The sequence below is a fragment of the Azospirillum canadense genome, from assembly GCF_025961225.1.
GTDB lineage: Bacteria > Pseudomonadota > Alphaproteobacteria > Azospirillales > Azospirillaceae > Azospirillum > Azospirillum canadense.
In genome coordinates this window covers 311127-333246 of the sequence record NZ_JAOQNG010000002.1, presented here as the reverse complement: position 1 = coordinate 333246, position 22120 = coordinate 311127, and the positions used below count along the sequence as shown (strand labels likewise).

The following is a 22120-nucleotide window of genomic DNA, read 5'->3' as shown; positions in this document are numbered from 1 at the left end:
TTGCAAAGCCCCCTCACTCCCCTGGCGCCGGGGCGTGCTCCCGCTTTGCAACCTCAGTTTTTCTCCGGCCGCTGACCAGCCGGCGGATCGTTACGAAGAACACCGGGGTCAGGAACAGGCCGAAGAAGGTGACGCCCAGCATGCCGGCGAACACCGCAGTGCCCAGCGCCTGGCGCATCTCCGCCCCCGGGCCGGTGGCGATCACCAGCGGCAGCACGCCCAGGATGAAGGCGAAGGCGGTCATCAAGATGGGGCGCAGGCGCAGCCGGCAGGCCTCCACCACCGCGTCCACGGTGCCGCGCCCCTCCGCCTCCAGTTGGCGGGCGAACTCCACGATCAGGATGGCGTTCTTGGCGGCCAAGCCGATCAGCACGATCAGGCCCACCTGCACAAGGATGTTGTTGTCCAGCCCGCGGATCGACACGCCGACCATCGCCGACAGCACGCTCATCGGCACGATCAGGATGATGGCGAGCGGCAGCGACCAACTCTCGTACTGCGCCGCCAGCGCCAGGAAGGCGAACAGCACCGCCAGCGCAAAGATGTAGATGGCCGTGTCGCCGGTCTGGCTCTGCTGGAAGGCCAGCTCCGTCCATTCGAAGGACACGCCGGGCGGCACCGTGTCCCGCGTCAGCCCGGCCATGGTCTCCAGCGCCTGCCCCGACGACACGCCGGGCGCCGCGTTGCCCTGCAAGGGAACCGACGGGTACATATTGTAGCGCTGGACGAGGTCCGGTCCGGCCACGTCCACGATGTTCACCAGCGTGCCCAGCGGCACCAGCGCGCCGTTGGCGCTGCGCACCTTCAGGCGCTCGATGTCCTCCCGGTCCATGCGGTAGGCCTGATCGGCCTGGGCGCGCACCTGGTAGACACGGCCGAAGGCGTTGAAGTCGTTGACGTAGGCGGAGCCCAGGTTGACCTGCAAGGCCTCGAACACGTTGGCGATCGGCACGTTCAACATCTGCGCCTTGACGCGGTCGATCTCCAGGTACAGCTGCGGCGCGTTGCCGGTAAAGGTGGTGAAGACGCCGACCAGCCCCGGCGTGCCCTGCGCCTTTCCCATCACCTCGTAGGCCGAGGCGAGCAGGGCGCGCACGCCGATACCGCCGCGGTCCTCCAGCTGCATCTTGAAGCCGCCTGAGTTTCCGATGCCCGGCACCGCCGGCGGCGGGATGGCGATGATGAAGGCTTCCTGGATGGACTGGAGGCGGCCGTACAGGTTCCCGATGATGGCGCTCGCCGGCAGGTGGTTGTGCACCCGCTCCTCGAAGGGCTCGAAGCTCGCGAAGATGACGCCGGAGTTGGTGGCGTTGGTGAAGGTGGCGCCGGAGAAGCCGGCGAAGGCCACGGCGTTCCGCACGCCGGGCGTCTCCTTGATGATCTCCGACGCGCGCCGCACCACCGCGTCGGTGCGCGACAGGGCGGAGCCGTCCGGCAGTTGGATCACCACGATGGCGTAGCCGCGGTCGAGCTGCGGGATGAAGCCGGTCGGCACGCTGGTCGTCAGGTACACGGTCCCGGCCATCAGCAGGACATAGAACCCCAGCATGATCCCCTTGCGCCGCACCAGGAAGCGCGTCGATCCGGCGTAGCCGTTGCCCATGCGATCGAAGCCGCGGTTGAAGCGGTCGGCAAACCAACCCAGGAACCGCGCCGGCCCACGCCGCGCGTGGTGCTCCTGATGCGGTTTCAGGAGGATGGCGCCCAGCGCCGGCGACAGGGTCAGGGAGTTGAAGGCGGACAGCAGCGTGGCGACCGCGATGGTCAGCGCGAACTGCTTGTAGAACTGGCCGGAGATGCCGGGGATGAAGGCGGTGGGGATGAACACCGCCGACAGCACGATGGCGATGGCGATGACGGCGGTGCCAACCTCGTCCATCGTCTCGTGCGCGGCGTCGCGGGGCGACAGGCCTTGGGCGATGTTGCGCTCGATGTTCTCCACCACCACGATGGCGTCGTCCACCACGATGCCGATGGCGAGCACCAGCCCGAACAGCGTCAGCACGTTCAGCGTGAAGCCCAGCGCCGCCATCACCGCGAAGGTGCCGATCAGCGACACCGGGATCGCCAGGATCGGGATCAGGGAGGCGCGCCAGCTCTGCAGGAAAATCAGCACGACCAGCGCCACCAGGGCCACCGCCTCGTACAGCGTCTTGTAGACCTCCGCCACGGATTCGCCGATGAACTCCGTCGGGTTGTAGACGATGCGGTAGTCGATCCCCCGGGGGAAGTCGCGCTTCAGCTCCTCCATCTTCGCGATGATTTCCTGGGACGCGGCCAGCGCGTTCGTCCCCGGCCGCTGGAAGATGGCCAGCGCCACCGCCGGCTGTCCGTTCAGGTAGCTGTTGGTGATGTACTCCCGCGCCCCCATCTCCACCCGCGCCACGTCCTGCACGCGGATCAGCCGGCCGTCGGGGGTGGACTTCACGATCACGTTGCGGAACTGGCGCAGGTCGTCGAAGCGTCCCTGGGTCGTCACCGTGAACTGGAAGGCGTTGTCGCTCGGTGCCGGCTCCTGCCCCAGCGCGCCGCCGGACACCTGGACGTTCTGTTCCTGCAAGGCCCGCACGACGTCGCCGCCGGTCAGACCCAGCGTCGCCATGCGCTCCGGGTCCAGCCAGACGCGAAGCGAATATTCGCGCGACCCGAAGACCGTCAGGTCGCCGACCCCGTCCAGCCGCAAGAGCGCGTCGCGCACCCGCAGCAGCGCGTAGTTGGAGATGTAGAGCTGGTCGTAGCCCGGCTCCGTCGCCAGCATGTGCACGACCATCATCAGGTCGGGCGAGCTTTTGCGCGTGGTGATGCCGAGCCGCCGCACCTCCTCCGGCAAGCGCGGGGTGGCGATGGCGACGCGGTTCTGCACGAGCACCTGCGCGGTGTCGAGATCCGTGCCCAGCTTGAAGGTGATGGTCAGCGCCATGGCGCCGTCGCCGGTGGAGTAGGAGGACATGTAGAGCATGTTCTCCACCCCGTTGATCTCTTGCTCCAGCGGGGTCGCCACGGTGTTGGACACCGTCTCCGCGTTGGCGCCGGGGTAGGAGGCGCGCACCACGATGGTCGGCGGCGCGATGCTCGGGTACTCCGACACGGGCAGGGCGGTGTAGGCGATCATGCCGACGATCACGATGACGATCGACACCACCGAGGCGAAGATCGGCCGGTCCACGAAGAAGTGCGCGAACCTCATGGGGCGGCTCCGCTGGCCGTCTTGCTTCCTTGGCCGTCGCCGCCTTCCTTCACCGTGGTCCCCGGACCGGGGGGGGCGTTGCCGTTTCCGTTGCCAGCGGTCCGCGTGGGCGGCAGGGTCGTCGGCTGCGGCGCGATCTTGGCGCCGGGCCGGATGCGCTGGATGCCGTTGACGACAATGGTCTCGCCACCGTTCAGCCCCTGGCGGACCACGCGGTACCCGTCGATGCGCGGTCCCGGCCGCACCACCTGCTGGTGCAGGGACCCGTCTTCCGCCACCACATAGACGAAGCGGCGATCCTGGTCCGCGCCGATGGCCTCGTCCGGGATCAGCACCCCCTGGTAGGCGTCGCTGCCGGGGATGCTGATGCGGCCGAACATGCCCGGCGTGTAGCGCATGTCCTTGTTGTCCAGGATCGCGCGGACGCGCATGGTGCCGGTCGCTTCGTCGATGCGGTTATCGATGAAGTCCAGCTTTCCGTCGCGCGGCGCCTCGCGCCCGTCGCCGAGCGACACGGTGACCGGCGGGGAGGTCGCCCCCTCCGTGTTCTGGCCCTGGCGCACATAGGCGTCGTAGCTGCGCTCGTCGACGTCGAAGTAGAAATAGATCGGGTCGATCGCCACCACCGTGGTCAGCAGGGTGGCGTTGGCGTTGATCAGGTTGCCTTCGGTGACCAGCTTGCGGCCGATGCGGCCGGAGATGGGCGCCTTGATCTGCGTGAACTCCAGGTCAAGCCGGGCCTTCTCCAGCGCCGCCCGGGCGCCGTTCAGCTCGGCCTGCCCGGCCAGGAAGTTCTGGCGGTTTTCGTCCAGCTTGCTCTCCGGCGCGTTGCCGGAACGGGCCAGCCGTTCGGTGCGGTCCAACTCGGCCCGCGCGAAGTCCAGTCGCGTCTGCGCCGCGGCCACCTCCGCGTTCGCCTGGGTGAAGGCGGCCTCGTAGGGACGGCGGTCGATCACGAACAGCATGTCGCCGGCCTTGACCATCGCGCCGTCGGTGAAGTTCACCGACGCGAGATAGCCGCCGACGCGCGCCCGGATCTCCACGGCGGCGACGGCGTCGAACCGGCCGGTGAACTCGTCCCGCTCGGTGATCGTCTTCACCACCGGCTTGGCGACGGTCACCGGGGCGGGCGGCGGTGCCGCGGGTTTGGAGGAAGCCTGCTGCTGGCAGGCGGCCAGCGCCAGAGCGGCAGCCAATGCGGGCAAGGGAAGTGGGCATCGTCGCAAGGCGGCCGTTCGCCGGAAGGAGCCGTGGAGTCCCGAAAGGCTGTCTGCCATGTCTCCCCCTGGCGGCTCCCCGACGGCCGCTGCGATGTTTCACCGCTTATGTAACAATCTTTCTCATACCCTCCCAAACGCCACGCCGAGTATCATGCGAAGGTATAGGCAGACGGGTCAGGACGCCCGCTGCGGGTCGGGAACCGGCTCAGCAAGTGGCTTGGTGGCGGCCGGTACGCGGCGGTTGCCGACCAGGACGACCAACAGGACGGCTCCGACGATCAGGGCCAGCGCCACATAGGTGCGCAGCGGCGGCGTCTCGCCCAGCAGAAGGATGGCGCCGCTGACCCCGATGACCGGCACGACGAGCGAACTCACCGTGGCCTGTGCCACGCTCATCCGCTTCAGGATGGCGAACCACAGCAGATAGCCGCCGGCCATGGAGATCAGAAGGTGGTAGGCGAGCGCCACCGCCACGCGTGGTTCCAGCGCCAGGGTGGGTGCCGGCTCCAGCGCCAGCGCGATGGGCAGCGTCAACGGCAGCGACAGGGCGAACTGCCAGCCGTTGACCGCCGCCGAGCCGATGGTCCAACGGGTCCGCTTCAGCACCATGCTGCCGAGCGCCCAGCTCAAGGCCGCGCCCAGCATGAAGGCGGGGCCGAGCGGCAAGGCGCCCAGCCGCGCCAGATCCGGCCCCAGCAGCACGCCCAGCCCCGCCAAGCCGCACAACAGCCCCAGCCACTGCAGCCGGCCCGGCCGTTCCCCCAGCAGCGGAATCGCCAGCAGCGTCCCCCAGGCCGGCATGGTGTAGGCGATGATGGCGGCGCCGGAGGTCGCCATGTTCAACTGCCCGAAGGTGGCCAGGATGTTGAACCCCGCGATGTTCAGCAGCGCCGCCGCAACCAGCGGCCCCCGTTCTGCGCGCGGCACGGCGAGGGATTCGCCGCGCCAGCGGGCGACGGCGAACAGCACCGCCGCCGTGGCCGCGAAGCTGATGCTGCGCATCGTCCAGGGCGGGATCTGGGAGAGCATGATCTTGACGGCGGGCCAGTTCAGGCCCCAGGCGACGCTGATCATGGCGACGAGCGCCAAGTCCAGCGCCCGTGCGCGGCTGATCATCGGGATGTGCTTTCGGTCAGGACGTCAAAAATTCACGGCGTCGCCGCCCTTGAGGTCGAGCATCGCGCGCGCCTCCTCCGGCGTCGCGACCTCCAGCGCCAACCCTTCGATGAGCTTGCGGAGGATGGTGACCTGTTCCGCGTTGGAATTGGCGAGACGGCCGGGGCCGGCCCACAGGTTGTCCTCCAGCCCGACGCGCGCATTGCCTCCCAGCGCCAGGGCCTGTGCCGCGATGGGCATCTGGTTGCGCCCCGCACCCAGCACCGACCAGACATACCGGTCGCCGAACAGCCGGTCGGCGGTGCGCTTCATGTGCATCACGTCCTCCGGATGCGGGCCGATGCCGCCGAGGATGCCGAACACCGACTGCACGAACAGCGGCGGCGTCACCAGCTTGCGGTCCAGGAAATGGGCCAGCGTGTAGAGGTGCGAGATGTCGTAGCACTCGAACTCGAACCGCGTGCCGTTACCGGAGCAGGTCTTCAGGATGTATTCGATGTCCGCGAAGGTGTTCTTGAAGACGCGGTCCCGGCTGCCCTCCAGATAAGGCTGTTCCCAGTCATGCTCGAACGTCTTGAAGCGGTCCAGCATCGGGTACAGGCCGAAGTTCATCGACCCCATGTTGAGCGACGCCACCTCCGGCTGGAAGTGCGTGGCGGGGCGAAGCCGTTCCTCCACCGTCATGGCGGCGCTGCCGCCGGTGGTGATGTTCACGACCGCCTTGGTCGCCTGCTTGATGCGCGGCAGGAACTGCGCGAACAGGCCGGGATCCTGCGTCGGCTGCCCGGTCTTCGGGTCGCGGGCGTGCAGGTGGACGATAGCGGCGCCAGCCTCCACCGCCGCGACCGCGTCCGTCGCAATCTGGTCCGGCGTCACCGGCAGGTGCGGCGACATGCTCGGCGTGTGGATGGAGCCGGTAACGGCGCAGGTGACGATGACCTTGCGGGTGGTTTTCTTGGACATGCAGTTCCTCCCTTTTAAAACTCCTTCTCCCCTCCGGGGAGAAGGTTGGGATGAGGGGGCGGCCGCAGGCCGGAAACGCAGCCTCATTGCAGCGCGTTGACGCCCTGCGGGCGCCCCCTCACCCTAACCCTCTCCCCGGAGGGGAGAGGGGAGTCTCAAATAACCGCCTCGATCAAAAACGGCCCCTTGTGCGCAAAGGCGGCCTTCAGCAGGCGGTTGAAGCTCTCCGCGTCCGTGGCCTGCCCGGCCTCCACGCCCATGCCGCGGGCGAGGCTCACCCACTCCAGATCGGGCCGGCCGATGTCGGTGCAGTTGCGCGCGTTTTCGCCCATTTCCTTGAAGCCGAGGTTGCCCAGCTCCCATTGCAGGATGCCGTAGCGGCGGTTGGCGAAGACGATGGTCACCACCTCGGCGTTCTCGCGCGCTTGGCTCCACAGGGCTTGCAGCGTGTACATGCCGCTGCCGTCGGCCTGCAGGTTCACCACCTTGCGGCCGGGGCAGGCGATGGCCGCACCCAGCGCCAGCGGCATGCCGATGCCGATGGACCCGCCGGTGATGGTCAGCCAGTCGTGCGGCCGGGCTCCCGCGCAGGGGGTGTAGGCCATGGTGCTGGAGGTCAGCGCCTCGTCCACCACCACGGCACCCTCCGGCAGCAAGGCGGCGAGCGACTGCCCGATGCTGTCGGCGTTCAGGGCTCCGGTGGCGAGGCCGGGCAGGGCGAGGGACAGCGTCGGCTCCGCCTCACCGGCCGCGCCCACCTCTTCCGCCAGCTGGCGCAGGGCGGCCAGCGCGTCAATGCCCGGCGGGGCGAGGTCGTGGATGCGGCAGCCGTCGGGATAGAGGCGGCTCGGCTTGCCGGGATAGCCGAAGAAGGCGACGGGCTCCGTGGCGCCGATCAGTACGACGTGCGCGGCCCCGGACAGCGCCGCGATGGCAAGGTCGATGGGGTAGGGCAGGCGCTCCACCGCCACCCGCCCGGCGCCACGCTCGATGCGGGTGGCGCCGGTGTGGGCGAACAGCTTGGCGCCGGTCTTGGCGGCGATCCGGCCGGCGAGCGCCAAGCCAGCGGCGCTGGTCGCCGCACCGTTCAGCAGCAGCACGACGCGCGCCCCGCCCCGCAACGCTTGGGCGGCTGCGCGCAAGGCACCAGCGTCCGGCGCGGCCGGAGCGGGCGGCGCCACGGCGATGGGCTCGACCGCCGGGGTTTCGTCCCAGGAGGAGTTCGACGGCAGGATCAGCGTCGCGACCTGCCCCGGCGGGGTCAGGGCGGCGCGGATGGCGTCGGCCGTGTCGCGCGCGACGGAGGCCGCGTCCGGCACCGTGCGCACCCAGCCCGACATCGGCGCGGCCAGCGCCTCCACGTCGGAGGTCAGCGGCGCGTCGAACCGGCGGTGCCACGTCGCGTGGTCGCCGACGATGTTCAGCAGCGGCACGCGGGCGCGCCGCGCGTTGTGCAGGTTGGCGAGGCCGTTCGCCAGCCCCGGCCCCAGATGCAACAGGGTCGCCGCCGGCTTGCCGGTCATGCGGGCGTAGCCGTCGGCCGCCCCGGTCGCCACGCCCTCGAACAGGGTCGGCACGCAACGCACGCCGGGCATGGAATCGAAGGCGGCGAGCGCGTGCAATTCCGACGTGCCGGGGTTGGCAAAGCAGGCGTCCACCCCGTTGGCGATCAGAGTCTTGACGAGGATTTCCGCGCCGATCATCTGCCCTCTCCCCCGAAGCCGTCCAGGAAGCTCGCCAGATTGGCGGCGAGCGCGTCGCAGTCGTAGCCGCCTTCCTGCACCAGCACGGTCGGCAGGCCGGCCCCGGCGATCTTGCGGCCGAGCAGGCCGAAACCGGGTGTGGTGACCTTGAAGAAGGCCAGCGGGTCGCCGATGAAGGTGTCGAAGCCCAGCGACAGCACCAGCGCCTGCGGCCCGAAGGCGGAGACCTGGGCCAGCGCCTGGTCCACGGCGTCGAGGAAGGTCGCCTCTTCCGTGCCCATGGGCAGGGGGATGTTCAGGTTGCTGCCCAAACCGACGCCCTTGCCGCGCTCGTGCGCATAGCCGGCGAACCAGGGATAGAAGTTGTTGGGATCGCCGTGGATGGAGATGAACAGCACGTCGTCGCGGTCGTAGAAGATCGCCTGGGTGCCGTTGCCGTGGTGCACGTCCACGTCCAGGATGGCGACGCGCGGCGCGCGGCCCTGCTGGGCGTAGAGCGGCAGCATCGCCTGCGCCGCGACGGCCGCGTTGTTGATGTAGCAGAAGCCCCCGGCCATGTCGCGGGAAGCGTGGTGCCCCGGCGGGCGGCACAGCGCGTAGGCCGTCCGTTCCTGCCCGCTCGCCACCAGCGTCGCCGCGTGGGCGGCGGTGTCGGCGCCGCCGCAAACGGCTTCCCAGGTGCCGGGGCCGATGGGGCAGGCGGTGTCCGCCATGTGCCAGCCGGCCTGCCCGACGATGCCCGTCGGGTACTCCGCCATGTCGGTGTTGCGGTGGACATTGGGGACGATGACCTCCGCCGCGTCGGGCAGGGCCGACCAGCGCGCGTAGGCCGTCTCCAGGAAGCGCAGGTAGTCGGCCGAATGCACCGCCGCCCGCGGCCCGGCGCCGTAGGACGGCGGCTCCTCGACCACCGCGCCGCGGGCCTTCAGGGAGCCGACGAGCGCCTCGGCCCGCTCCGGCTTCTCCGGGCAGGGCTTCGGCTGGCCGCGCACCAGAAAGGTGGGCGGACGATGGCGCAGCTGGGCCTCGGCAAACACATAACGCATGGATGGGGCTCCTGATTCTGTCCCCTCTCCCCAGAGGGGAGAGGGTTAGGGTGAGGGGGCGCCCGAAAGGGCGTCAACGCATGCTCATTGCAGGGCTTGGACGGCCTGCGGCCGCCCCCTCACCCCGCCCCTCTCCCCAGAGGGGAGAGGGAGAGGAAGGCGTTACTTTGCCGTCGCCAGCACGGCGTCGGCCAGCACGGCGCAGCCGGTGGTGGCGTGGTCGGGGCGGATGTTTTCCGCCTCGTTGTGGCTGAGGCCGCCCTCGCAGGGGATGAAGATCATCGTCGTCGGCACCTTGCGGGCGACATAGACCGCGTCATGCCCGGCCCCGGACACGATGTCGCGGTGGCTAAGGCCGCGGCGCACCGCTGACTCGCGCACACGCCCGACCAGCTCCGGCGCGAAGGGCGTGGTGGGGAAGGCCCAGAAGTCCGTCAGCTCCAGCGTCAGGCCGCGCTTGTCGGCGATGGCCGCCAGCCGTTCGCGCAGCATCGCGTCCATGCGCGCCAGCGCGTCGGAATCGGGGTTTCGCAGGTCGATGGTGAACCAGACCCGGCCGGGGATGACGTTGCGCGAATCCGGATGCACCTGCACGCGGCCGATGGTGGAGCAGGCGTCGCCGCCAACCTCCAGCGCGATGGCCTCCACCGCCTCCATCATCACCGCAGCCCCGGCCAGCGCGTCGCGGCGCAGCCGCATGGGCGTCGGGCCGGCGTGGGATTCACGGCCCGTCACGGTGGCCTCGTACCAGCGCTGACCCTGGGCGCCGGTGACGACGCCGATCTCGAAGCCTTCGGCTTCCAGCACCGGGCCCTGCTCGATGTGCGCCTCGAAATAGGCGCCCATGACGTGGCCGGTGACCGGGACGTTGCCCTTGTAGCCGATGCGCGCCAGCTCATCGCCCAGCCGCACCCCGTCGGTGTCGCGGATGTCCAGCACGTGGTCGAGCGTGAAGACGCCCATGGCCGCACCCGAGCCCAGCATGGGCGGGGAGAAGCGCGCGCCTTCCTCATTCGTCCAGACGATCAGGTCGATGGGCGCGTCCGTCTCGATGCCCTGGTCGTTGAGGCTGCGGATCACCTCCAGCCCAGCCAGCACGCCGTAGATGCCGTCGAAGCGCCCGCCGGTCGGCTGGGTGTCCAGGTGGCTGCCCATGCAGACGGCCGGGCGATCCGGGTTGCGGCCCGGCCGGCGGGCGAAGATGTTGCCGACCTCGTCCACCGTGACGGTGCAGCCGGCCGCCTCGCACCAGGACACGAACAGGTCGCGCCCCTGCCGGTCGAGGTCGGTCAGCGCCAGCCGGCACAGGCCGCCCTTCGGCGTCGCGCCGATCTTGGCAAGGTCCATCAGGGTCCGCCACAGGCGGTCGCCATCGATGCGCAGCTCAGACATGGTCCCTAATCCCGTATTCTGATTTATCGTTGTGTCTTGGTGCGGACCAGCGCCCGCAAGGTGTTCAGGGTCGGCATGGGCACGCTCGCCCGCGCCGCCAATTCCAGCGGCGCGTCGAGCACCGCCTCCAGTTCCGCCCGCCGGCGCGCGCCGAGATCGGCCGTCAGGTCCGGCCGGATGCGGCCCGGCTGCTGGGCGAGCGTCCACAGCTCGTCCAGCCCGACGGTCATCGGATGGCCAAACGCCGCGGCGAGACCCGCCAATTCCCGCACCAGCGCCTCCAGCGTCGGGTGCAGGTCGACCCTGCCGACGATCTCCAGGGCCGACAGCCCGCTGGCGATCCCCAGCGCGCCGAAGGCCAGCGGCGGCAGCAGCGCGTCCCAGACCTCCGCCCGGATGTCGTCCGCCGCGACGGCGTTGAAGCCGCCGGCCCCGAACAGCGTGACGAGGTCACCGACCTCCTGGCTCCCCCCCGCCGGCCCAAGCGCCAGCCGCAGACCGCCGAGATGCCGCAGATAGGTGGCGGAGCGCCGCTCCACCGCCATGCGCGGCACCGCGCCGATGATCCGCTCCGCCGGGATGGCGTTCCACAGCAACCCATTGGGGTCCACCGACGCCAGCGGCCGGGCGTCCCGACCGTTTCCCGCCGGAAACCACCAGGGCACGCCGCCGACCACCACGACCAGCCGTGTCTCCCGCCCGAGCAGCGGGGGCAGCAGCTCCAGGACCTCCGGCAGGGTCGGGGCGGGGACGGCCAGCACCACCGCGTCCTGGGGGCCGAGCGCCAGCGTGTCGTCGGTGACCTCCGGCCTCACCGTGACGGGCCGGCCCGCCGGCCCTTCGACCGACAGCCCCTCCCGCCGCAGCGTGTCGAGCGTCCGGCGCCGGGCGACCAACGGGACCGGCAGGCCGGCGGCGGTCAGCCGCGCGGCGATCAGCCCCCCGATGGCCCCGGCCCCGATGACGGCGATCCTCACCGGCCCGTCCTCAGGCGCTCGTGCGCAGGGCGGCGCCGTGCCGGCCAGTGGACATCACGTCCTCCGGAATGGTCCAGCCCTTGCCGGGGATGGCGTCGAGCAGCTGGCGGGTGTAGGCGTGCTGCGGGTTGCCGAACACGTCGCGCGCCGGGCCGATCTCCACGATGCTGCCCTTCTGCATCACAGCGATGGTGTCGCAGATCTGCGCGGCGATGCGCAGGTCGTGCGTGATGAACAGCATCGACAGGTTCAGCCGGTGCCGCAAATCCTCCAGGAGGTCGAGCACCTGGGCCTGCACCGACACGTCCAGCGCCGACACCGGCTCGTCCGCGATCAGCAGCTTGGGCTCCAGCGCCAGCGCGCGGGCGATGGAGATGCGCTGCCGCTGCCCGCCAGAAAACTCGTGCGGGAAGCGCTCCGCCGCGGAGGCGTCCAGGCCGACGAGCTTCAGCAGCGCCTTGGCCTTCTCCAGCGCCCGGCCACGGTCCTCTCCGAAGGCGACGGGTCCCTGCGTGATGATGTCGCCCACGGTGTGGCGCGGGTTCAGCGAGGCGTAGGGATCCTGGAAGACCATCTGCACGTGCCGGCGGTAGGGCCGGAAGGCCGTCCGCGACAGGGACAGCAGGTCCACTCCCTCGAACATGATCCGGCCGCTGTCCGGCTTGATCAGCCCGACGATGGACCGGCCCAGCGTGGACTTGCCGGACCCGGACTCGCCGACCAGCCCGACCGTCTCGCCCTGGCGGATGGTCAGCGACAGCGCGTTGCCGGCCACCACCTTGCGGCTGGGCGCGAAGAAGCCGCCGCCGATGTGGAAGGTCTTGCACACCTTCTCCGCCGTCAGCACGGGCTTGCGCTCATCGCCGAACGCCTCGCGGTGCTCGATCAGGTGCGGGACGGCGGCGATCAGCTGGCGGGTGTAGGGGTGCTGCGGCCGGTTCAGAACCTCGGCCGCCGGGCCGATCTCCACCAGCTTGCCCTTCTGCATCACCGCCACGCGGTGCGCGATCTCCGCCACCACACCGAAGTCGTGGGTGATGAACATCACGCCCATGCGGCGCTTGACCTGGATGTCGCGGATCAGCTCCAGGATCTGCTTCTGGGTGGTGACGTCCAGCGCGGTGGTCGGCTCGTCGGCGATCAGCACGTCCGGCTCGACGGCCAGCGCCATGGCGATCATCACGCGCTGCCGCTGCCCGCCGGACAGTCGGAACGGGTAGCTGCGGCGCAGCTGGTCCGGCTCCGGCAGGCCGACGGAGGCCAGCAGTTCCACCACCCGCGCCCGGCGCGCGGCGCGGTCGAGCGTGGTGTGGTAGCGCAGCACCTCGTCGATCTGGTCACCGACCCGCATCAGCGGGTTCAGCGCCGTCATCGGCTCCTGGAAGATCATGGCGATGCGGCCACCGCGAAGCGCGCGCTGGTCGCGCTCCGGCAGGCTCAGAACGTCGGTCCCGTCGTGGCGGATGCCGCCGGAGGACACCTTCACCGCCTTCGGCAGCAGGCCCATCACCGCGTGCGCGGTCATCGACTTGCCGGAGCCGGATTCGCCGACGACGCAGAGGATCTCGCCGCGCTCCAGCGTGAAGGTCAGGTCCTCCACGGCAAACGGCCGGTCGGCGCCGCGCGGCAGGTCGATCGTCAGGTTGCGGACGTCGAGGAGGGAGGCGTTGCTGTTGCTCACGGTCATCATGCCCGGCCCTTCCGCGCCAGCTTGGGGTTCAGCGCGTCGTTCAGCCCTTCGCCCACGAGGTTGAGCGCGAGCACGGTCAGCAGGATCGCGATGCCGGGGAAGAAGCTCATCCACCAGGCCTGCCGGATCACGGTGCGGGCGGCCCCGACCATGTAGCCCCAGCTCATCAGGTTCGGATCGCCGAGCCCGAGGAAGGAGAGGGAGCTTTCCAGGAGGATCGCCGTCGCCACCATCAGGGAGGCCGACACGATGATCGGCGACAGGCTGTTCGGCAGGATCTGGCGCCAGATGATGGTCAGGTTCGACTGCCCGGTGGTCACGGCCGCCTGCACGAACTCGCGGCTCCGCAGGCTCATGAACTCGCCTCTCGCCAGCCGGGCCAGCGGCGGCCAGGACACGATGGCGATGGCCAGCACGATGGAGGTCAGCGACGGGGTGAAGATCGCCACCAGCACGACGGCCAGCACGAAGTTCGGGATGGTCTGGAACAGTTCGGTGAAGCGCATCACCGCGTCATCCACCCAACCGCCGTAGAAGCCGGAGACGGCGCCCAGGCACACACCGATCAACACGGCGACCGCCGTGGAGGTCAGCCCGATCAGCAGCGACACCCGCGCGCCGTGCGCGATGCCCGCCGCAATGTCGCGGCCCAGCGTGTCGGAGCCCAGCAGAGCGTCCTCGGAGAAGGGCGGCTCGAACGGGGCGGCGGTCATGTCCCAGGGGCTGGTCGGGAACAGCACGTCGGCGAAGATCGCCATCAGCACGATCAGCAGCAGGAAGGCCAGCCCCAGCACCGCGCCCTTGTTGCGGGCGAAGGCGCGCCAGAAGCCGGAGCCCCGGCGCGACGGAGTAATGACAGCGGCGGTCATGGTGCCACCTCGATGCGCGGATCCACCAGCGAATAGATCAGGTCGGTCAGCAGGTTGAAGATCACCACCACCACCGAGGTCAGAAGGAAGATGCCGAGCAGAACCTGATAGTCGCGCTGCAACACGGCCTCGAAGGCGAGGCGCCCGATGCCGGGGAGCGCGAAGACGGTCTCGATCAGGATGGAGCCGCCGATCAGGTGGCCGGCCTGGAACCCCGCCACCGTAATGACGGGCAGGATAGCGTTGCGCAGGATGTGGACCGACACGATGCGCCATTCAGGCAGGCCCTTGGCCCGCGCCGTCTTGACGAAGTCCATGTCGCGCACCTCAAGGATGGAGGCGCGGGTCAGCCGCGTGTAGACGGCCATGTAGAAGAGGCCGAGCGTCACGACCGGCAGCACCAGATGCTCCACGCGGTCCATTAAGGCCGCCCAGCCGGTGTATCCGGCGCCGATGCTCTCCGTCCCGAAGGCCGGCAGCCAGCCGAGGTTGACCGAGAACAGTAGGATCAGCATCAGCCCGATCCAGAAGATCGGCGTGGCGTAGGCGGTCAGGCCCACCACGGTGATGGCGGTGTCCGACCATGTCCCGGCGCGCATCGCCGCCAGCGTCCCCAGCGCCACGCCGCCGATCAGCGCCAGCACGAAGGAGGTCAGCGTCAGCGACAGGGTGACGGGCAGGCGGTCCATCAGCAGGTCGAAGACCGGGCGCTGCTGCCGGTACGAGTAACCGAGGTCGGCCTGCACGACCTTGCCCATGTAGGTGCCCAGTTGCTCGTAAAGCGGCCGGTCGAGGCCGAACTGCTGGCGCAGCTGTTCGACGAACTTGGCATCGGCGGCCCCGGCCTCTCCCGCCATCACCGCGGCGGGATCGCCGGGTGCCGCGTGGACCAGGAAGAAGTTGAACACGGCGATCGCCAAAACGACGAACACCGCCTTCACCAACCGTTGCGAAATGAACACGGCGATGCGGGGCATGTAAGCACTCCTGCGGCGACCTATTGCCCCCTCCCTAACCCTCCCCCGCTTCGCAGGGGAGGGAACTGCCGCCGCTTCGCCCGATACTCCCTCCCCTGCAAAGCGGGGGAGGGAAGGGGCCCACGCGCAGCGTGGGAAGGGTGGGGGCAATCGCGCCCTTACTTCTTGACCATGTAGACGCTGTCGTAGCTCTCGTTCACGCCGATGGCGGTCGTGATCGCGTTCTTGAAGCGCTTGTCCACGAAGGTCGGGAACTCCATCTCCAGCAGCCAGGCGACGGGCACGTCCTCGACCAGGATTTTCTGGGCGGCGGAGTAGAGCTGCTGCCGCTCCTCGTCCTTGTTGGTCTGGGCGGCCTGGGCGAACAGGCGGTCGACCTCGGGGTTGGCGTAGCCCATGGTGTTGGAGAACATTACGCCCTTGCGGATGTTGTCCGACACGTAGGTGCGCGACACGCCCAGCGCCGGGTCGCCGTACTGGTAGACGAAGTTGAAGGTCAGGTCGTAGTCCCAGTTGGACACGCGGTTGACCCAGCCGGCGCTGTCCGTCGTCTCCAGCGTCACGTCGACGCCGACGCGCTTCATCGCCTGCTTGATGTACTCGCCAAGGCGCGTCCAGGTCTCGCCATAGGGCATGACCAGCAGCTTCACCTTGGCGCGGGTGCCGTCGGAGCCCTTCTTGTAGCCGGCCTCCTCAAGCAGGGCCTCGGCCTTCTTCGGGTCGAAGTCGTACTTCTTGACGCCCGGCTCGTAGAAGCGGGTGACCGAGTTCACCGGGCCGGTCGCCGGGCGGCCGAGGCCGAACCAGATCTTGTCGCGGATGAACTTGCGATCGATGGCGTGCATCATCGCCTGCCGGAAGCGCTTGTCGTCCAGCGGCTTGTTGCGCGTGTTGATCTCGATCCAGGACAGCGGCGCGAAGAACTCATACCCCTTGGTCGTCATCTCGACGTTGGGCAGCTGCTTCAGGCGCGGGACGTCGAAGGTCTCGATGTCGTTGAACTGGGTCTGCTGGACGGTGCCCTGCTCCACGGCGACGGAGCGCGAGGCGGCGTCGGGGATCACGCGGAAATAGATGTCGTCCAGGTAGGGCTTGCCGGCCTTCCAATACTCGTCGTTGCGGACGAGGTGGATGTAGGAGCCCTTGACCCACTCCTTGAACTTGAAGGGGCCGGTGCCGATCGGCGTGGCGTTGGCCGGGTTGGCCTTGTAGTCGCTGCCGTCATAGATGTGCTTCGGCATGATCGGCGCCGAGGACACTTCGAACGACTGCAGGAACGGGCCGAACGGCTCCTTCAGGGTGAAGCGGACAGTGTAGTCGTCCAACGCCTCGATCTTCTCGCACTTGGCGAAGACGGCGCGGGCGCGCGGGTGGGTCTCCATCAGCATCTTGGAGGTGGAGAAGACCACGTCGGCGGCGGTGAAGGGCTTGCCGTCGTGCCACTTCGCGTTCTTCACCAGCTTGAAGGTGTAGACCTTGCCGTCCGGGGAAACCTCCCAGCTCTCGGCCAGTTCCGGCTGGGGCTTCAGGTTGAAATCGTAGGTCAGCAGGCCCTGGTAGATCTTGCCGGCGACCGTCTGCGTCGGTCCCTGCTGGTTCAGGCCCAGCACCAGAAGCGGCGGCTCCGGCTGGACGATGATATTCATCGTGCCGCCGCGCTCCTGCGCGACCGCGACGGAGGGGGCGGACAGCAGGGCCGGGGTGGCCAGCGCGGCGGCGAGCGCCGCGGCGGTCAGAGATTGCCGAATATACCGCAGACGGTTGCTCATGTAGGAAGCCTCCTTATTCTTTGTTTGAAACTCAGGAAACAGTCTCCAGCCCGCACCACTCGGCCATGAACAGCGCGAGCACGGCGGTCACCTTGGCGAGGCTGTCGAGCGACACCGACTCGTCGATGCCGTGGATGCGTTCCGCCTCCGGGCCGTAGCAGGTGGCCGGCGTGTCGCCGTAGAGGACGAAGTTGCGGACGTCCGTCGTGCAGGTCTGCGCCAGCTTCGGCGCCGGCGTGCCGAAGATCGACCGGTGGGCGGCGTCCAGCGCCTCCAGCATCGGGTGGTCGGGGTCGATCACGCAGCCTTCTGCCTGGAAGCCGCGGAAGATCATCCGCGCCTCGATCCCCTTCAGGTCGGCGTCGGTGCGGCAGGCCTCGGCCACCGTGCGCTCGATCTCCGCGCTGACGTCCGCCGCGGCGCGGCCCGGCGGAAAGCCGAAGCGCAGCTCCATCCGGCAGCGGGTCGGGACGGAGGACGCCCACTCGCCGCCGTCGATGCGGCCGACGTTCAGGTTGTAGGGGTGGTGATGGTGGGCGTATGCCGGGTGCCGCCCTTCCGGGTGATTCCAGGCCGATTCGAGCTTTTTCAGGTGCGTCAGCAGGCGATGGGCAGCCTCGATGGCGTTCAGCCCGGCGCCGGTGTCCAGCACGTGGGCTGGGCGGCCGGTCACCTCCAGCTCGCAGCGGATCACGCCGACCTGGGCGATCTGGAGAGTGTGGTTGAACGGCTCCGGGATCACCGCGGCGTCGGCCTTGTAGCCGCGGGCGACGCAGGCGAGCGCGCCGTTGCCCGTGCACTCCTCCTCCACCACCGTTTGCAGGAAGACCGGGGCGGCGGGCTGCAGGCCAAGGCTCTTCAGCGCCTTGAAGGCCATGACGAAGGCGACGATGCCGGCCTTCATGTCGCCGGCGCCGCGGCCGTACAGGCGGCCGTCGCGCACCACCGGCTCGAACGGGCCGGCGGACCACAGCTCGGCCGGGCCGGTCGGCACCACGTCGATGTGGCCGTTCAGGATCAGCGACTTGCCTGTGGCGTTGCGCGGCCGGTGGATGCCGACCACATTCTCCCGCCCTTCGTAGGAGATCAGCGAGGGCGACCAGCCGGGCTGGGCCTTCAGCGCCTCCTCATCAATGGCGAAGCGGTCAATCTCCAGGCCGAGGTCCCGGAAGACGCCTTCCATATGGTCCTGCGCCGGCCCCTCCTGCCCGAGCAGGCTCGGGAACCGGACCAGATCGGCGAGCAGGCGCACTCCTTCCTCGCGCAGCATCGTCACCGCGTCCAGGATCGCATCCCGGTTCGCGGCCGCAATGCTCCGCCCATCCTCATGGGATGCGGGCATGTCGACTCCGTTCTTACCACTTCCCCGCGCGGTCGTCCGGCCGGTCCATAAAATCCCCGTCAAGAATTGGGGACATCCCAGACCTTTGGACTATGCCCCACCATTTTGTCTGTGCTGATCGGTTGGGGCATCGACCGCTGACTACGCCGGTATTACAATTCAGCTTCTCATCCCCCGCCAAATCGATAATCCTCATCCAGGACATAAATCAGATTTATGGGGTGGGGCTTCGTCGATGGCGACACGCGACCTGGATCGGCTCGGCCAGCATCTGGACTGGAACCTGCTGCGCACCTTCATGGTGATCGTGCAGGAGCAGGGCGTCACCCGCGCGGCGACCCGCCTGTGCCTGACCCAACCGGCGGTCAGCCAAGCGCTGAAGCGGCTGGAGGACCAGCTCGGCCGCTCGCTGATCGAGCGCGGCCAGGGCCGCTTCCGCGTGACCGAGGCGGGTGAGGTCATCTACGCCGAGGTGCTGGAGATCTACGGCAACATCTCCCGATTCGGCGTTCTGGTCCGCGACATCCGGGAGGAGATTTCCGGCCACGTCCGCATCCTGCTCGCCAGCCGGATCCATTCGCACCTGTTCGACCGTATGCTGGAACGATTCCACGCGACCCATCCCCAGGTGACCTTCCGGCTGGACGTGATGGCCAGCGCCGACGTCCACACGGCGATCCAGCAGAAGACGGGGTCGCTCGGCATCTGCCTGATGCGCGAGCCGCCGCCGCTGGTCGAGCACGCGCTGTTCCTGCGCCAGCTCTTCCGCTTCTACTGCGGCCCGCGCCACCCGCTGTTCGGGCGCCGCGACCTGTCGCTGAACGACCTGCGCGGGGAAAAGTTCGTTTCCTTCACCTCCGACCAGATCGGCGGCGTTCTGTCGCCGCTGGCCGTCTTCCGCGCGCAGGAGGGGATCGAGAGCCGCGTCGTCGGCGCCTCGGTGAACTTGGAGGAGGTGCGCCGCATGATCGTCGCCGGGCTCGGCATCGGCCCGCTGCCGCAGCATGTGGCGGAGCGCGACGTGCGCGACGGGCTGCTCTGGCCCCTGCCGCCGGAGGAGGGGGTGGCGCCGGTGGACATCCACCTGCTGTGGAACCCCGCGGCCAAGATGAACCGGGCCGAACGCGCCTTCATCGAGTTGTGCCGCGCCGCGGTCGACGCGGTCCCGCTGGACCGCCGCTTCGACGCGGAGGCGGTGGACGCCTGGATAGGCCGACAGTTCGAAGCGGCCTGAGGCGCCTGCCCATCGGGCACTGCCCGGGTGGGGGATTGACGCGAAATCTCCGGGACGGCTTGGCGCGCCGTGGGTTTGCCCTCCTACCCACGCCCTAGGCAGGGCCGGGTGAACGATGAAAAATCCAGGAGGAGAGTCTCTCATGGCTCAGCAAGGTACGGGGAAGCACGGCCACAAGGACAGCCAGGAGCCGCAACCGCACACCAAGGAGAACCAGAAGCAGGGCGCCTCGCACACACGCGGCGGACAGCAGGAGAAGGCCCAAGGGGAGAAGGCCCAAGGCGGCAAGCAGCAGGAACGGTCCGAACGCGGTGGCCAGAACGAGCGCGCCCATGAAGGCGGGCAATCCGGCGGCCAGAGGGGCGAGCACAAGAACGGCCAGCAGGCCTCCCATTCCGGCAGCGACCGCGCGTCCGGTGGGGCGTCCGGCGGAGACGACCTGAAGCAGCGCGAATACAAGGACAAGGACGGCAACGTCCACCACCACACCCACACCTACATGGACCAGCACAAGGGTGAGGGTAGCAAAGGCGAAGACCGGTAGCACTCGGTAGCACTGTCCCCCTCCTCGCAGCGCAACGCCGGGGTCCGCACCGCGGGCTCCGGCGTTTCCGTGTCCGGATGCCTGGATCGGCGCCCCCGCGGCGGCTCATGAAAATCATGTCATGCAACCAAAAGAGCGAAACGCTGTTGTCCGGGCAGCCAAAACGCGGGGACCGATCCGGTGCAACAATACATTGAAGAAGCATGACCAGCGATCGTAAGTCCCCGCGGATCCGCATTGCCGAACGAACTGTTGTCGCAGACGAGCCAACCTTTTGGTACAAGGACGCCGTCATCTATCAGACGCATGTTCGTGCCTTCAGCGATTCGAACGGCGACGGGATCGGTGACTTTCCGGGCTTGACCGCGCGCCTCGACCACATCGTCGACCTGGGGGCGAGCGCCATCTGGCTGCTGCCCTTCTTCCCGTCGCCGCTGCGCGACGATGGCTACGACATTTCCGACTACACCGGGGTCAATCCCGCCTACGGCACGCTCGACGATGTCCGCGATTTCGTCGAGGCGGCGCACGCGCGCGGTTTGCGCGTCATCATCGAACTGGTGGTCAACCACACCTCCGACCAGCATCCCTGGTTCCAGCGGGCGCGGCGGGCGCCCAAGGGAAGCCCGGAGCGGAATTTCTACGTTTGGAGCGACACTGGGCACGAGTTCGACGAGGCCCGCATCATCTTCCTCGACTCCGAGGTCTCCAACTGGGCCTGGGATCCCGTCGCCCGCGCCTATTACTGGCACCGCTTCTACACCCACCAGCCGGACCTGAATTTCGACAACCCGCTGGTCGTGCGCGAGGTGAAGAAGATCCTGAACTTCTGGCTGGACATGGGCGTGGACGGTTTCCGCCTGGACGCCGTCCCCTATCTGGTGGAACGGCCGGGCACCGATGGGGAGAACCTGGACGAGACCCATTCCGTCCTGAAGATGATCCGGCGGGAGGTGGAGCGGCGCAACCCCGACTGCGTGCTGCTGGCCGAGGCCAACCAGCCGCCGGAGGACACGCTGTCCTACTTCGGCCACGGCGACGAATGCCACATGGCCTTCCACTTTCCGCTAATGCCGCGCCTGTTCATGGCCGTCGCGCAGGAGGACCGCGGGCCGGTCGAAGACATTCTGGAACGCACGCTGCACCTGCCGGACAGCTGCCAATGGGCGCTGTTCCTGCGCAACCACGATGAGTTGACGCTGGAGATGGTGAGCGAGGAGGAGCGGGACTATCTCTGGCAATTCTACGCGACGCACCGCCGCCTGCGGATCAACTTGGGCATCCGGCGCCGCCTGGCGACTCTGCTGTCCGGCGACCGGCGGCGGGTCGAGCTGATGAACGCGCTCCTGTTCTCGCTGCCCGGCACGCCGGTGGTCTATTACGGCGACGAGATCGGCATGGGCGACAACCCGTTCCTCGGCGACCGCGACGGGGTGCGCACGCCCATGCAGTGGTCGCCGGACCGCAACGGCGGCTTCTCCCAGGCGGATCCGGTGGCGCTCTACCTTCCGCCGATCTCCGACCCGCTGTTCGGCTACCAGGCGGTCAACGTCGAGATGCAGCGCGCCATGCGCTCCTCCCTGCTGAACTGGATGCGGTGGATCATCAGCGTGCGCAACGCCCACGAGGCGTTCGGGCGCGGCGGCATCGCCTTCGTCAAGCCGGCAAACAAGGCGGTGATCGCCTATCTGCGCGAGTATGGGCAGGAAACGATCCTGTGCGTCGCCAACCTGTCGGAAACCGCCCAGGCCGCCTCGCTGGACCTGCCCGGACACGCCGGCTGCGTGCCCGTCGACCTGTTCGCGGCGACGCCGTTCCCGGCCATTGCCGACGCGCCCTACACCGTGACCCTGCCGGGTCATGCCTTCTTCTGGTTCAAGCTGCTGCCGCCGGAGGAAGCCCGAAAGCGGCCCGACCGCCCCCTGGAGGCGCGGGACCGCCCGGACCTGCCGTCGCCCGACCGCCCGCTGCCCCGCCGCCCCGTCGGGTGACGGACAACAGGCGACAGGTCTGCACCCCACAATGTAAAATTCTACCAGACGTCCTTCGGTAATTCTTTGTTGCAGCCGGCTCCATTTCTTTCTCGAAAAA

16 protein-coding genes are annotated in these 22120 nt (G+C 68.7%); 3 read left to right on the top strand and 13 right to left on the bottom strand.

Annotated elements, in window-relative coordinates:
* Nucleotides 1-13: 13 nt before the first annotated feature.
* The 13 genes from M2351_RS16125 to M2351_RS16065 form a co-directional block, all read right to left on the bottom strand.
* Nucleotides 14-3187, bottom strand: a complete 3174-nt coding sequence (locus M2351_RS16125) for an efflux RND transporter permease subunit (RefSeq protein WP_264657135.1) — start codon at nucleotides 3185-3187, stop codon at nucleotides 14-16.
* Nucleotides 3184-4392, bottom strand: a complete 1209-nt coding sequence (locus tag M2351_RS16120; protein WP_264657134.1) for an efflux RND transporter periplasmic adaptor subunit — start codon at nucleotides 4390-4392, stop codon at nucleotides 3184-3186. The genes M2351_RS16125 and M2351_RS16120 overlap by 4 nt, the downstream gene beginning before the upstream one ends.
* Nucleotides 4393-4581: 189 nt before the next feature.
* Nucleotides 4582-5523, bottom strand: a complete 942-nt coding sequence (locus M2351_RS16115) for a DMT family transporter (RefSeq protein WP_264657133.1) — start codon at nucleotides 5521-5523, stop codon at nucleotides 4582-4584.
* Between the two features lie 24 nt (nucleotides 5524-5547).
* Entirely contained in the window at nucleotides 5548-6486 is a 939-nt protein-coding gene (locus M2351_RS16110) for a BKACE family enzyme (protein WP_264657132.1), read from the bottom strand.
* Nucleotides 6487-6641: 155 nt separating this feature from the next.
* A complete protein-coding gene (locus M2351_RS16105) occupies nucleotides 6642-8189 on the bottom strand; it encodes an acetolactate synthase large subunit (protein WP_264657131.1) in 1548 nt (515 codons plus the stop codon).
* The gene (locus tag M2351_RS16100; protein ID WP_264657130.1) at nucleotides 8186-9235 is read right to left on the bottom strand and encodes a histone deacetylase family protein; all 1050 of its coding nucleotides are present in this window, start codon (nucleotides 9233-9235) and stop codon (nucleotides 8186-8188) included. Before M2351_RS16100 ends, M2351_RS16105 begins: the two co-directional genes overlap by 4 nt.
* A 162-nt stretch (nucleotides 9236-9397) precedes the next feature.
* Nucleotides 9398-10627 (bottom strand): Zn-dependent hydrolase, encoded by a 1230-nt coding sequence (locus tag M2351_RS16095; protein ID WP_264657129.1) that lies wholly within the window; start codon nucleotides 10625-10627, stop codon nucleotides 9398-9400.
* A gap of 23 nt (nucleotides 10628-10650) precedes the next feature.
* Nucleotides 10651-11604: a ketopantoate reductase family protein gene (locus M2351_RS16090; protein ID WP_264657128.1), complete on the bottom strand. Its 954-nt coding sequence runs from the start codon at nucleotides 11602-11604 to the stop codon at nucleotides 10651-10653.
* Nucleotides 11605-11614: 10 nt separating this feature from the next.
* Nucleotides 11615-13291 (bottom strand): ABC transporter ATP-binding protein, encoded by a 1677-nt coding sequence (locus M2351_RS16085; RefSeq protein ID WP_454464590.1) that lies wholly within the window; start codon nucleotides 13289-13291, stop codon nucleotides 11615-11617.
* Nucleotides 13291-14163: an ABC transporter permease gene (locus M2351_RS16080; protein WP_264657126.1), complete on the bottom strand. Its 873-nt coding sequence runs from the start codon at nucleotides 14161-14163 to the stop codon at nucleotides 13291-13293. Before M2351_RS16080 ends, M2351_RS16085 begins: the two co-directional genes overlap by 1 nt.
* Nucleotides 14160-15140, bottom strand: coding sequence for an ABC transporter permease (locus M2351_RS16075; protein ID WP_264657125.1), 981 nt, complete (start codon nucleotides 15138-15140; stop codon nucleotides 14160-14162). Before M2351_RS16075 ends, M2351_RS16080 begins: the two co-directional genes overlap by 4 nt.
* 158 nt (nucleotides 15141-15298) lie before the next feature.
* Nucleotides 15299-16909 carry an ABC transporter substrate-binding protein gene (locus tag M2351_RS16070; protein ID WP_264657124.1) on the bottom strand — a complete coding sequence of 537 codons (1611 nt, stop codon included), beginning with the start codon at nucleotides 16907-16909 and terminating at the stop codon, nucleotides 15299-15301.
* A gap of 31 nt (nucleotides 16910-16940) precedes the next feature.
* Nucleotides 16941-18251 carry a M20 family metallopeptidase gene (locus tag M2351_RS16065; RefSeq protein WP_264657123.1) on the bottom strand — a complete coding sequence of 437 codons (1311 nt, stop codon included), beginning with the start codon at nucleotides 18249-18251 and terminating at the stop codon, nucleotides 16941-16943.
* 235 nt (nucleotides 18252-18486) lie between these two features.
* Here M2351_RS16065 and M2351_RS16060 point away from each other — a divergent pair, with 235 nt between their 5' ends.
* The 3 genes from M2351_RS16060 to treS all read left to right on the top strand — a co-directional run bounded on the left by M2351_RS16060 (nucleotide 18487) and on the right by treS (nucleotide 22020).
* Entirely contained in the window at nucleotides 18487-19485 is a 999-nt protein-coding gene (locus tag M2351_RS16060) for a LysR family transcriptional regulator (RefSeq protein ID WP_264657122.1), read from the top strand.
* Between the two features lie 142 nt (nucleotides 19486-19627).
* A complete protein-coding gene (locus tag M2351_RS16055; RefSeq protein ID WP_264657121.1) occupies nucleotides 19628-20029 on the top strand; it encodes a hypothetical protein in 402 nt (133 codons plus the stop codon).
* 203 nt (nucleotides 20030-20232) lie between these two features.
* The gene (treS, locus tag M2351_RS16050; RefSeq protein ID WP_454464587.1) at nucleotides 20233-22020 is read left to right on the top strand and encodes a maltose alpha-D-glucosyltransferase; all 1788 of its coding nucleotides are present in this window, start codon (nucleotides 20233-20235) and stop codon (nucleotides 22018-22020) included.
* The last annotated feature ends 100 nt before the right edge of the window (nucleotides 22021-22120 follow it).